We start from the raw sequence: 12,510 nt of genomic DNA, 5'->3' as shown, positions 1-12,510 counted from the left end.
GATAGTTCAGTAGTCAAGCAACGGCATTGACCCGGCACCTCAAAGTGGAACAAGATCGAGCACCGGCTGTTCTCCCACATCACCATGAACTGGCGCGGCAGACCCCTGACCAGCCACGAAGTCATGCTCCAGACCATCGCCGCGACCACCAGCCGCACCGGACTCATCGTCCAGGCCGAACTCGACAGTGGTGAGTACCCCACCGGCATCCGCATCAGCGACGACGAGATCGCTGCCCTGCCCATCACCCGCCATCGCTTCCACGGCGACTGGAACTACACCCTCCACCCCCAGACGGACGCGGCGACCACCGGCAGCACACCGGACGAGGCCCTGAGGGACAGACCGACTCGCCTCACGCGGCGTTTGCTCCAGGACCCGGAACTGACCGGGATGACCCGCCGGCAGCTCAGCGAACTCATCGACGTGTTGACTCCAGCGATGGAAGTTCAACGCGAGCAAGTGCTCCGCACACGTCGAGGCCACGAGCGCCTGGTGGCCCCTGGCGCAGGTGCCAAAGCCAAGCTCACCTCAGCCGACCGGGTCCTGGTCACCGTGCTCCACCTGCGAAAACTCGCGACCATGGACCTCCTGGGCCAGCTCTTCAGCACCACCGCCATGACCATCAGCCGCGCAGCGAAAGACGTCCGCCCGCTCCTGGAAGCCCATGGTGTTTACCTCCCCGCCTCAACAGCCCGTTTCCGCACACGGGAAGACGTCGCCAGGTTCCTCGACCCCGACAAAATCAAGATCAAACCGACGTGTTGATTCCCGGCAAGCCCTTACACCGGCTGCACGGGCCCATTTCCGCCTCCAACGCCTCGTACAAGGTGATCTCCTCCGAGCTGCTCGTCGGGCGGCAGCGCTCGTCTACTCCCGTGTGGTAGACAGTGCCGCGCCCCCTTACGCCGCTGGGCGTCCGCCACCAGCCCGACACGACTACCGTCGTCTCCGACTGGCTCAGTTGACGCTGCACCTGGTCCAGCTCGGCCATCAGTTCCTGCTGGCGTTCGCGGAGCCGTATGCGTACGGCGGTGGCAGATTCCATCTGGCCTGCGGGTCCTCTCACGAGGGCTGAGCGCCTTCGACGCGCTCCGCCTGAACGTACACCGTGGGCCGTGTCCACTGGCCTGATTGGATGGCCGCTCGCCTATCGTCCAGACGTAGGTGAGGACGTCGCGCTCCAGGGGCGGGCGGAGGTCGCACCAGGCCAGGCTGTGGTCGGCGGGGTGGAGCCAGGTCATCTGCTGGTCGGTGAGGAAGTCCTTGCGCGGGCTCAGGGTGAAGTGGTGGGGTGCCGCGCGGCGGAGGGCGTACGGGCCGCCGAGCTCTCCGGTCGTCAGGCGGTGCTTCCCTCCGTCCACCGCACCGGCAGCTGCGGCCGCGCCGTCACTCGTGCTCATGTCCTTGGTCACCAGGGAATCATCTGACACGGCCGGTGCTCCACCATGAGCCACGGGCACCGCGAGCGGGCCCTCCAGGAACAGGCCCACGGGGGCGTCGTCTTCATGCTGTTGGGCTCAGGAAAGGTGTTGCCCCTTGCGCCTCACCTCATTGCCAACGTTGCACAGCAACACATTGGCAACGCTCAGCCGGGTCGGCGCCCTGATCTGCATAAACGGCAGTTTCGCGTTGCGACGAGCTCGTCGCAACGGCGGTTTTCGTTGCCTCCTCCCTTAATCACGCGCTGCAACGACATCGTGACACTCCATGCTGTGTGTCACCCACTTGGCGGTCCCGCTGGGCGGGGCGCCTCTCCCAACCTCCGGGCGAGGAACGGATGAATGGAGAATCGCGTGGATCGGCCATTGTTGCCGTTGAGAACGGCCTTGCTCTTTCTGCTCGCAGCGCTCAGTGGCGTGGCGGCAGGAATGCTGACCTGGCTGGCGGGGGAGGGCGTCGCGCGGGGCGTACTTGCCGGACTCGCCGTCACCGGGCTGTCGATACCGTTCTTCGACCGACTGGTCGCCTCCGGAACCGGCGACGCCTGCGGGGAGGCGCACGACCATGGGTGAATTACGGCCGTTGGGTCAGGACCTGACGCAGGAGTCCCGTGCGCTCGCCGAGGTTCTACGGGAGCTGTTCGGGGGCTGGGTGTGTCGGTGCGCCGGTATGCGGCCAGGCGACAGCGCGACCCTGGCACGTTCTCCCGCTACCTCAACGGGACCCGTTTACCTCCCTGGCCAGTGATCATGGATATGCTCACCGATCTCGCCGCGCACCGGGGCACCACCGTCACCCCCGAGACCATCGAGTACGTACGCGGACTCTACGGGTCGGCGTTCGATGCCAACTCCTCCCCGAAGCACGCGGTCCAGATCATCGAGCGGCAGTTGGCCGACGCTGACCACGTCTCACGCCGTTCCAGCGTCCGCGGCGACGTCCTGGGCGACGCTCTGCTGGACCGTAAGCACCGCATCGCCGACCTGGAGGTGCGACTGAATCAGATGGAAGCGGCGCTCACCGCAGAGCGTGATCGCGCCGGCCAGCTGGCAGCAGCCCACCCTGACGTCTCGGAACTGTTGGGGGAGCGCGATGTCCTGCGGCAGGAGGTGGCTCGGCTGGGAAACGAACTACAGGCGGCACAGGAGCAGCGGGCGGCCGCGGAGGCGCGCTGCGATCTGCTGGAGCGTCAACTCGAAGCCGTCGAACGCTCTGGGGCTCCGCCCTTGCCGCAGCCTCAGCCCATGCCGAAGGTCCTGGTCGTGGACGACCAGCCCGACAACCTGCTTGCCATGACAGCGGTGCTGGAGACCTTGGACCAAGAGCTCGTCACGGTCTCCTCCGGCCGGGACGCGCTCAAGGCCCTGCTCCACCACGACGACTTCGCTGTCATCATCATGGACGTGCAGATGCCGGAGATGGACGGCTACGAGACCGCCGCCCACATCAAGCGCCGGCCCCGCAACCGGGATGTTCCGATCATTTTCCTTACAGCGATGGGCATCGACCCCGAGCACACGGCCCGCGGATACGCGGCCGGGGCGGTCGACTACATCAGCAAGCCCTTCGACCCCTGAGCTCTGCGCGCCAAGGTCGCCGTCTTCACCGAGATCCATCTCGAACGGCGGATCAGTCACCCGGGAGCCCAGGCCCGGGACTACCCGGACCCGAGCGGTCATGATCCCGCCGGTTCCATCCGATCTCCTGTGCAACATCCCGCGAGTTCGCCGTGCTCCTCGGCATGGGGCGGACACCGAGCATTCGGGCGAGGTGAACCGTTCCGGGGCCGGAAGACGGCGTGAGCCCCGCGCTCGTCCTGGCAACCGTGTGATCGATGGGCAACCATTCCTGCGACCCGATGGTCATGTCCGTGCCACCCGCGTACCGGGTGGGCATGGTCAGCTCCGCCTCGGGACGTTCCCGAGGCGCTGGAACATGGGGGGAAACGCCTTCATGCATCACCGCACCACCGTGGCAGGCTTCGCTGGGGCCCTTGCCCTGTCCTCGCTCACGATTCCGGCGGCCGCCCAGGCGGATGACTTCTCGGGCGACATCAGGATCACGAAGGTGGTCGTCAACGGAGGGAAGGACATCGTCCTGGGGACCACGGACGTGAAGACGTTCACCATCGCGGTGACCGCCACGGATGACTCGGGCATCGAGACCGGAAACACCTTCCCGGTCATGTGGCACACGCCCCTCCCGAACGGCGACTACTACGGTCTCGTGGGCCCCGACGACATCGCGGGCAAGTGCGTGCGCCAGAGCTTCACCACGACCACCTGCACCTACACGCTGAAAATCAACCCGCGCATCCACCCCCAGGACAACACCACGGCCGGGACCTGGACCGTGAGAGCCCACGCCCTGGCCAACGACGGTGACTACATCACCAAGGATTCCGCCGGCAAGGCGAAGGTCCTGCGCAACTCCAGGCTGACGGTCAACGCCTCGCCGGAGCCGGTGAAGAAGAACAAGACGATCACCGTCACGGGCAAGCTGACCCGTGCCAACTGGGAGACCTACAGGTACGCCGGCTACACGAACCAGGCGGTGAAGCTGCAGTTCCGCAAGAAGAACTCCAGCACCTACACCACCCTCAAGACCCTCAAGACCAACTCGACGGGCAACCTGAAGACCACCGTCAAGGCCTCCGTCGACGGCTACTACCGCTTCAACTTCGAGGGCACCTCGACCACCCCGGCCGTCAAGGCCGCCGGTGACTTCGTCGACGTGCAGTAAGCAACGATGAAGCATCCACGGCGCCGGGTCCCCTCAGCCGAGGCCCGGCGCTGTGTTGTCTCCGAGCGGCCCGGCGTCCGGAACGACGAAGGGCCGGCCTGGGAGGGAACCCCTTCTGACCCTGCTGTCGCTGGCTCTTACAGATCCCACTCGTCGGCCAGCAGCCCCAGGAGCCGCTGCTGCCGCTTCTGCAGCAGTTCCGGCACCCTGCGCCGCTCGAAAAGTCATCGGCGCAGGTGGGAGTGGTGCGGTTCGGCCCTGGGATCATGCCCGCGTGATCGTGTCCCTGCTATACAGGGCGACCCGGAGGCTGCTGTCCGTCCCGTCGGTGCTGCTGCGCCGTGACACCGCGAAGGACGCCGAGTTGCTCGTGCTGCGGCATGAGAACGCCGTCCTGCGCCGGCAGCCGGCCGGCCCGGTCCGCTACGAGCCGGCCGACCGGTTATGGTTCGCCGCCCTGTCCGTGCTGATACCCCGGCGACGCTGGCGCGAGGTCTTCCCGGTCACCCCAGGCACCTTGCTCGCCTGGCATCGCAGGTTCATCGCTGCCAAGTGGGATTACACCACACGCCGACGCACCGGACGCCCGCCCACCCCAGCGGCAGTCAAGACGCTCGTTCTGCGGCTGGCCCGGAACAATCCGAGGTGGGGGCACCGGCGGATCCAGGGGGAGTCGGCCCGACTCGGGCATCGGATCGCCGCCTCGACGGTCTGGGAGATCCTCAACGCCGCGGGTGTCGACCCGGCACCGCGCCGCTCCGGCCCGACCCGGCGCGAGTTCCTCACCGCCCAGGCCGAGGGCATCATCGCGGCAGACTTCTTCCACCTCGACACCGCGCTCGGCACGAGGCCGTACGCGCTGGCGTTCCTCGAGCACGGCACGAGACGCCTGCACCTCACCGGAAGTCACCACCCGCCCGACCCGGGAGTGGGCCGTGCACCAGGCGCGGAACCTCCCCGCCGGCCTGGGCGTGCGCGTGGCGTCTCTGCGATTCCTGCTGCGGGAGCGCGATGGCAGGCACGGTGCGGCGTTCGACGCGGTCTTCGAGGCCGAGGAACGGGACGTCATCCAGAGCGCGCCACGGGCTCCTCGGATGAACGCCCACTGCGGGAGAATCATCGGCAGCATCCGGCGCGAGGCCCTCGACCACGTCCTGACCGTGAACGAGGCCCACGCCCGCCAGGTCCTGGCCGCCTCCCGGCGGCACTACAACGCCCACCGCCCTCACCAGGCCCGTCGCCAACTACCGCCTGATGCCAGGGAACGGCCCGATGCCACAGTGCACGCCCTCGACGCCCGCCGAGTGCTGCGGACCAGAATCCTCGGCGGCGTGATCAGCGAGTACCGCTACATCGCTTGACCGGCGACGATAACTTTTCGAGCGGCACACGGTACGACGACGAGGGGGCGCCCGGTGTCACACCGGGCGCCCCCTCGCGGGTGCTCAAGGGCGGGCGCCGGGCTTGTTGACGACGCCCCAGGCGGCGCGGGCGCTGACCATCTCCCCGTCGTCCCGGGTCTCCCCGAGGTAGGCGTAGCTCTCGGGATCGAAGAAGATCTCCTGCTTGCCCTGCCAGCCCGAGGGCGTCCTCTCGGCGTAGGTCACGCTTACACCGATCGCCGCGCGGCCGAGCGGGTCCTTCACGCCGGTCGTCACCCGGGTGCCGGGGATCTTCGCGAGAGCCCGGAACAGGCCCGCCCGGACGTTCGGCGGGATCAGCACCGACCGGTACAGGACGTCGACCTCCCGCCAGTCGCGCTGTGCGCGCGTCTCCCCCTTGATGGAGCCGATGGCGTGCTCCTCGCGGATGCGCTTCATCATGCGGTCGGAGTCGCTCGGCAGGGTGGCGAGGAAGCGGTAGAACTGCCGCTGGGAGCGGTCGTCGTAGCCCTCCTTCTTCCACTTCTCCTCCTGATTGGGGCCGTACCAGACCTGGAGCTCGTCCGGGTCGAAGTCCGAGACGTCACCGGCCGGGGGGATGCCGGGAAGATTGGCGTGCCCGGTGCCGTCCCAGCGGGTCCACTCCTCGCTGCTTTGCGGCTTGCCCTGGACGAAGACGGTGCTCTTCTCGTACACCCACTGCTTCGGGCCGGGTTCGGTGCCGTCGTGCTTCTCGACGGTCGCGGCGGCCAGTTCGAGGGCGTCGGCAGAGGCGCCTGCCGACAGCACCTGGGGGCCCTTCCTCGCGGAGGCGCGGGTACTGTTTTCGGGCAGGGTCGTAACGACCCCGGCGGTCACGGCGAGGGCCACTGCGGTGGCGGCGCCGACCAGGATCATCCGGCGCCTGGGAAGGGCGGCGCGCTCAGGGCGGGTCTCCTGCCGGAACGCCGCGGTGAGCCGGGCCCGCGGCGCGGCGAGCCGGTCGGCGTCGGGAAGGGGTGCGTCGGCGCGCAGACCTCGGAGTTCGGAGAGCTCGTTCATGCGGGGTCACTTTCGTGTGTGCGAGCTTCGATGAGGGGGCCACTGGCCGCGCCGGTTGCGGTGCGCAGCTTCCGGCGGGCGCGGTTGAGGCGGGAGCGGACGGTGCCGACGGGAATGTCGAGGGCTTCGGCGATCTCCTGGTAGCCGAGGTCGGCCCAGGCGAAGAGCAGCAGGACGTGCCGGTCGCCCGCGGAGAGATGGGCCAGCGCCCCGGCCAGCGGGCGGGCGGCGGCCTCGGCAGCGAGGCGGTCGTCGGCGGAGTCGGTCCAGCTGTCGGCGACCGGGTCGTGGCCGGTGCGGGCGAGCAGTTTCAGCGCCCTGACCTCCTCCCGGCGGTGTCGGCCGATCTGCTTGGCGGCGATGCCGTACAACCAGGGCCGGACGCCGGCGCGGGCCGGGTCGAACCGGGCCCGTATCCGGAAGGCCGTCAAAAACGTCTCGGCGGTGACGTCGTCGGCCGCGTCCCGCCCGAGCCGCCGGGCGACGTACTGATGGATCGCCGGGGCGTGACGGTCGAAGAGCGCCGCGAAACGCTCGGGTTCCTCGAGGGAGGCCGCGATGAGCTCGGCGTCGCCGCCGGCCAGGTCGGTCATGGACAGTCCGTCCGTTGGTGGGGTCGGTGGGTGTCAGGATGGTGGGTGGTCACACCCTGTACTTGCCGAGTCGCCGCGAACGGGTTCACGCCGCCGCCTCAGCTTCAGAATCTCTCACTGGGTGTCACGCTCCCGGCTATGACCGAGCGTCTCGGTCGGCCGCTGAGCGCTTTGGCTGGCCAGTGTGGTTCCGGCAGGTCGGGCGAGTTTTGTATCGCTCTCTGCTGCGGTCAGGGAACCGGAGCCGATCTCCCGACGTGATCATGCCAATGACGCAGAGAAAGAACGCGGGGCGCGCAATCGCTCATCTGGCGGGTGTCTGGCTGGCGGGATGCGCCCTGACCGGCGTGCAGTTGCAGGCGGTGCTCGTCGCCCTCTTCGCCGGCGGAGCGGCTCCGTTCACCGCCGTTCTCGTCGGTGTGGCTCTTCTGTCGGTAGTCGCGCTCGCGGGGCTCGGAACCGCCGTCCACACGCTCGTACCGCTCATGCGCCGAGCGCGCGGGCCGGGGGCATGGGCAGCGAGCGTCTACGCGCTCGGCACGGTCGGCGCGTTCGGGGCCGCCGTGGTGAACTTCAAGATCAATCACCTAGAGAACAGTCTTCTGCTCTACCCGGCCGGAGGCACCTGCTACGCGCTCGCGGCCGCGCTCTTCCTTCCGGGCACCCGCGTCAGGCTGGGCGCTCTCGGGGCAGCGACCCTCCTCGCCGCCGGCGGGGGGTACGCCACCTGGGCGGCCACGCAGCCCCCCACTCTCGACGAGTGGCTCACCGCCAATGGCGTGGACTACACCCTGCTACGGGTCGGCGACCCGCCACCGGGCTACGTACTGCACGTCCTGGGCGCGGGTGAGGACGGCTTCGGTGCCGATTACGAGCGGCCCCGCTCCACACGACTACACCTCGGCGTGACATGCGTGGGAGACGACACCCGGCGCGTCGACGCGCGCGGCTGCCCCGTCCCCTTCGGCGAGCCGATCCGCTGCACGGACGACGGCGGAGGCCGCCAGCTGCTGACCTACGAGGGCGGCTACGAGCACCAGGAACTGCGTCTGCGCCGCGATGGCCTGGTCTACACCGTGACCGTGGAGGGCTTCCATACCGACCTGTCCGCAGCCCGGCACATTCTGTCGACGCTCAGGCCGGCGACCGACGCTGAGCTCGCCGGCCTGCTGGAATTGCCGATGCGGCGATGAGCACAGCCCCTCCATGCGGTGCTCCCGTGCTCTGCCCTTGAACAGCTTGAGGAGACCGGCACCTGCTCCCCGCGCCCGCGAGGATGGTCCGAGGCCGGGCGCCGGCCGCTGCGCGAACCGTCGGCCGGTGAAGACGACAGCGAGCGGTAGAGGCGCTGGTCAGCCGGGTACCGGCTGCCCTCGACGGCGGCCGGTACTGGGCAGCGATGACCGGCGGCACGGAAACGGCGGGCGATGCCGACGAAGGAGCTGGTGGAGCCCCGTCCGACAGCCAGCAGCGGTCCTGTCAGGCAGATCGCTCGGCACCGTAGTAGCCGTGGCGCATCCGGAACCTCATGGGGTCGGTGCCGTCCGCTTGGATGTGTCCGAGCAGCATCGACCGCAGCGGCTCAGGCAGCTGCTTGCCGTGCGCTCCGGTCCATTCGAGGGACGCGAAGAGCTGGGCCGCGCCGTCGAGCTGGGCCGGGCTCGGCGGGCGGGTGGCGAGCGCGGTGAGGATGAGGTCGGCATCCTCGGCGAGCAGCAGCTGCTGGACCGCCATGTCGTACCACTTCAGGCCGCCGGTGGATTCCCTGGCGGGAACCCCAGCCCATGCCAGCAGGGCGCGGATCCGCTTGATCCCGTCGGGATAGTCGTCTTGGACGAGCGCGGCGAGCCGGGCCTTGGCGTCGCGCAGGCGACCTGACCAGGCTTGCCGGTCATGCCCCGGCGGGTCGGAGATCTCCATGGCCGCGTCGCGCAGCCCAGCGGGCGCGGCCTGGAGCCAACGCAGCCGGCGCCGGTCCTCCTCGGTCTCTTGCGCCGCCAGCCCCGCCTGAACCTCCCGAGATCCGGTCAGGCCTCGCTTCGCCAGCCACTCGGTGAGTGCCGGGCCGTCCCGCAGGTCGGCATCGCACTCACCGATCCCTCGAAGACCGGATTGGTGGTGCAGCGTCCAGCAGGCGATCAGCTCTCCCTTGACGTCGTGAACCATGATCGTTGGCCAGCCGTTGCACAGGCACCGGTCGCCGGTACCGCCGTCCACAATGGCCAGCACTCGCGCCAGGTCTGCGATCTCAGCACCAGTCACCGCGATCCGCGCCACGCTGACGGAGTCCGCCTCGTCAGGAGATGCCTCGGCGATCACGACGCGCCCAGCACGGTTCAGTACATCGCGGAGGCGCGCCGTTGTCGGAGCGCCCTCATCCACGCCCGTCGTTCCCTCGTAGATCACGTCCGCGAGGATATCGACGCCGCTCCGGTGGCGGCCCGCAATTTTCGATGGACCAGCTTCAATAAACCATCGGTTGTTGAACAGGATCCTCGCTCGCCCCTGCGGGCTGCGATGTGTGGAACAAGGATGTTCAGCAGCACGGTGAGCCCGTTATGGGCGTCGCAGTCAGTTTCGCCGTTGAAAGACGGCTTGGGGACTGCGGGGCGCACTCATCGGGCGAGTTTGCCGGCGAGCTCCCGGAGCGGGTTCTCCAGAACCTCGCTGAAGGTGGGGAAGGGGTGCACGACGTCCGCGGCGACGGGGACCGGGATCCGGGCCCGGATCGCGAGGGAGACCTCGGAGATCCATTCTTCGGCGTGTCCGCCGATGGCGGTCGCGCCGAGCAAAGTGCCCGAATCGCCATCGGCGAGGAGCATGAGCCATCCCTCGTCGGCCCCTTCGGTCGCTGCACGGACGGTCTGGTCGATCGAGCTGCGGGCGACGACCGGATCGAGGCCCGCGGCCCGGGCGGACGCCACGGTGTGGCCGACGGAGGCCAGGGCCGGGGAGACGTAGACGGCGCGTGGCACCGCGCGGTAGTCGGCCTCTGTGGGCCTGCCGGTGAGGTTCGCGGCGACGACCCGGCCCTGGTAGTGGGCGGTGTGTGTGAAGGGCGCGACGCCGGTGATGTCACCGACGGCCCACACGTTCTCGGTACCGACGACCCGGCCACAAGGATCGACCGGTACCGCGCCGCTCGACTCGAGCGCGACGCCGAGCCCGTCGAGGCCGAGGTCTGCCGATCGCGGTCGTCGGCCGGTGGCGAGCACGACCACGTCGGTGTCGAGGATCCGCCCGTCGTCAAGGGTCAGCCGCCCCCCGGAACCATGCGGCTCCGCGCGGGCGACCTGGCATTTGAGATGGAGGGTGACCCCTTGACCGGTCAGCGTGTCGGCCAGGGTGGCACTCGCCTCGGGTTCCTCGCGCGGAACAAGGCGCTCGTTGCGCTGCACGAGCTGCACCCGACTGCCGAACGCCGCGAACAGGAAGGCGAGTTCGCAGCCCACCGGACCGCCGCCAATCACGGTGATCGATCCTGGCTGGTCCGAGGTGCTCAGCGCTTCGTCACTCGTCCAGACCGGAATCGTGTCGAGCCCCGGGATCTGCGGTCGGACCGGCTCTGAACCGGTGTTGAGCACGAGGTCGCGAAAACCGATCTCGGTGGCACCGGAAGCGGCACCGACGACCTCGAGCACTCCGGAACCACGCACGCGGCCGCGGCCGCGCAACAGAGTCGCCCCGGTCGCGCCGAGTGCCGTCGCGCTCCCGGAGTCGTCGCGTCCGTGCACGATCCGGTCGCGTCGGCGCACCGCTTCCTGGTAGGCGACCGACCCCGGGACCCGCTCGGGGAACAACGTGGACCAGTCCGGATTCTCCGTCGCCTGCCACACGCGGGCGGAACGCAGCATCGCCTTGCTCGGGACGCAGGCGACGAACGGACACTCACCCCCCACCCGGGCCTGCTCGACCACGGCGACCGAACGGCCACCTGCCGAGCCCCAGATCATCTTCGCCCCTGCCCCGGCGCCGAGAATGACGATGTCGTAGGTGTCCATGTGTGCCTCCTGAGCGCGACCGGCGCTTCCCTCTGATCCTGGACACGCGATGCCCACCCTGCGCGGGTGTGGCCTCCTTCGTGCCGCTGCCGGGTTTCCAGCGGATGAGGGCCCATGCCAGGCGTTGACGTTGTCACGTTGTTGGGTGTGTGGGTGTCTGACGATGCGTCGAGGTGTGGTGGGGCCGGGTGCCGACCCTGGGCTCAGGCCGCGGCAGGCCCGCCGGCAACTCCGGTGACCTGCTCCCAGACGGCGAAGCGGACGGTCATCTCGGCTCGGTGTTGGGTGCCGGTCATCAGGTGGCGGCGGGGCCGGAAGTGGGGTGAGATGCCGCTGAACGCGGCCAGGAACCGCTGCGCGGCGCCCACGTTGCGGAAGCCCTTCATGGCCCGTTCGCGCTGCCGCGTGGGCTGGTGGCTGTTCTCGGCCCGGTTGTTCAGCCCCTTGTGGGAGCGGTGCTCGACCGAGGGCATCAGCTCCCGGTGGGCGGTGCCGTAGGAGCGGAGCCTGTCCGTGACGATCACCCGCGGCACCTCGCCCGTCCTCGTCAGCAGCGCGCGGAAGAAGCGCCGGGCCGCGGCCGTGTCCCGGCGGCTCTGCACCAGGATGTCCAGCACCATCCCGTCCTGGTCGACAGCCCGCCACAGGTATTTCTGCTCACCGTTGAGCTTGATGAAGACCTCGTCCGGATGCCACGCGTCGCCGGGCCGGGGCCGCCGGCGGCGCAGGCCGCTGGCGTAGACCTGCCCGAACTTCAGGCACCAGCGCCGCACCGTCTCGCACGAGACGCTCACGCCGCGCTCCAGCATCAGCTCCTCGACCTCCCGGAAACTGAGCGGGAAGCGGAAGGACCGCCACACGCAGTGCGAGATCACCTCGACCGGATACCGGTGCCCCCTGTACGACGGCGCGCTGTCCACGGGCGGTCCCCCTCCACCATGACCAACCCGAAGATCATCCCACCCGGTCAGCCACCGTGACAGCACCTGCCGGACAGGCCGGTCGGCTTCGACGAGATCGAGGACCTTGCGCCGGAACTCGGCCGGGTAACTGCGGGGCACAGAAGCCTCCTTGAGTGTCTGGAGCATCATCTGTCCAGCAAGATGACTCCACCAGACCCGGGGCACATCACTTAGCTTGACTCTGAAGCTGAGGGCGGGCTGTTGCAGCAGTCGGCCAAGCCGGATGCTCAGGGCCGCCCCTGGCCGTGCTTGGCCCCGGCCGGATCGATCGGTTTTCAACGGCCTTCTGGCCAACGCGCGTAGATACGCGCATCATGGCAGTGCTGTGTGCGCAACAACCTTCGAG

General features: G+C 68.9%; 9 protein-coding genes and 3 pseudogenes. 7 read left to right on the top strand and 5 right to left on the bottom strand.

Translation table 11 applies throughout. From position 1 onward, the window contains the following. Positions 1 to 30: 30 nt before the first annotated feature. From AB0I73_RS38010 to AB0I73_RS37985, 6 genes and pseudogenes are all read left to right on the top strand, one after another. A pseudogene (locus AB0I73_RS38010) lies at positions 31 to 291 on the top strand (ISAzo13 family transposase); the annotation flags it as partial. A 102-nt stretch (positions 292 to 393) separates the two neighbouring features. Next, the gene (locus tag AB0I73_RS38005; protein WP_363044976.1) at positions 394 to 768 is read left to right on the top strand and encodes a transposase family protein; all 375 of its coding nucleotides are present in this window, start codon (positions 394 to 396) and stop codon (positions 766 to 768) included. Between the two features lie 1,016 nt (positions 769 to 1,784). Continuing rightward, positions 1,785 to 2,015 (top strand): hypothetical protein, encoded by a 231-nt coding sequence (locus AB0I73_RS38000; protein ID WP_363044975.1) that lies wholly within the window; start codon positions 1,785 to 1,787, stop codon positions 2,013 to 2,015. Further along, positions 2,008 to 3,020 (top strand): annotated as a pseudogene (locus tag AB0I73_RS37995) (response regulator). Before AB0I73_RS38000 ends, AB0I73_RS37995 begins: the two are co-directional and overlap by 8 nt. Before the next feature lie 376 nt (positions 3,021 to 3,396). Beyond that, positions 3,397 to 4,185: a calcium-binding protein gene (locus AB0I73_RS37990; RefSeq protein ID WP_363044974.1), complete on the top strand. Its 789-nt coding sequence runs from the start codon at positions 3,397 to 3,399 to the stop codon at positions 4,183 to 4,185. A gap of 274 nt (positions 4,186 to 4,459) precedes the next feature. Next, a pseudogene (locus tag AB0I73_RS37985) lies at positions 4,460 to 5,546 on the top strand (integrase core domain-containing protein). Between the two features lie 84 nt (positions 5,547 to 5,630). Here AB0I73_RS37985 and AB0I73_RS37980 read toward each other — a convergent pair. Both AB0I73_RS37980 and AB0I73_RS37975 read right to left on the bottom strand, forming a co-directional pair. Further along, positions 5,631 to 6,608: a CU044_5270 family protein gene (locus AB0I73_RS37980; RefSeq protein WP_363044973.1), complete on the bottom strand. Its 978-nt coding sequence runs from the start codon at positions 6,606 to 6,608 to the stop codon at positions 5,631 to 5,633. Beyond that, the gene (locus AB0I73_RS37975; protein WP_363044972.1) at positions 6,605 to 7,201 is read right to left on the bottom strand and encodes a sigma-70 family RNA polymerase sigma factor; all 597 of its coding nucleotides are present in this window, start codon (positions 7,199 to 7,201) and stop codon (positions 6,605 to 6,607) included. Before AB0I73_RS37975 ends, AB0I73_RS37980 begins: the two co-directional genes overlap by 4 nt. Before the next feature lie 269 nt (positions 7,202 to 7,470). On the opposite strand from AB0I73_RS37975, the gene AB0I73_RS37970 reads away from it, so the two are divergent. Continuing rightward, positions 7,471 to 8,394, top strand: coding sequence for a hypothetical protein (locus AB0I73_RS37970; RefSeq protein ID WP_363044971.1), 924 nt, complete (start codon positions 7,471 to 7,473; stop codon positions 8,392 to 8,394). A gap of 286 nt (positions 8,395 to 8,680) precedes the next feature. On the opposite strand, the gene AB0I73_RS37965 is transcribed toward AB0I73_RS37970, so the two are convergent. The 3 genes from AB0I73_RS37965 to AB0I73_RS37955 form a co-directional block, all read right to left on the bottom strand. Further along, positions 8,681 to 9,607, bottom strand: a complete 927-nt coding sequence (locus AB0I73_RS37965; protein WP_363044970.1) for a hypothetical protein — start codon at positions 9,605 to 9,607, stop codon at positions 8,681 to 8,683. A 209-nt stretch (positions 9,608 to 9,816) separates the two neighbouring features. Continuing rightward, the gene (locus AB0I73_RS37960) at positions 9,817 to 11,202 is read right to left on the bottom strand and encodes an NAD(P)/FAD-dependent oxidoreductase (RefSeq protein ID WP_363044969.1); all 1,386 of its coding nucleotides are present in this window, start codon (positions 11,200 to 11,202) and stop codon (positions 9,817 to 9,819) included. Between the two features lie 203 nt (positions 11,203 to 11,405). Next, positions 11,406 to 12,122, bottom strand: coding sequence for an IS6 family transposase (locus tag AB0I73_RS37955; protein ID WP_363044968.1), 717 nt, complete (start codon positions 12,120 to 12,122; stop codon positions 11,406 to 11,408). Positions 12,123 to 12,510 lie beyond the last annotated feature (388 nt).

It is taken from the genome of Streptomyces sp. NPDC050388, from assembly GCF_040655635.1.
Taxonomy (GTDB): Bacteria; Actinomycetota; Actinomycetes; order Streptomycetales; family Streptomycetaceae; genus Streptomyces.
Note: the sequence above shows the minus strand (reverse complement) of the source record. Positions and strands in the feature narration are given on the sequence as shown.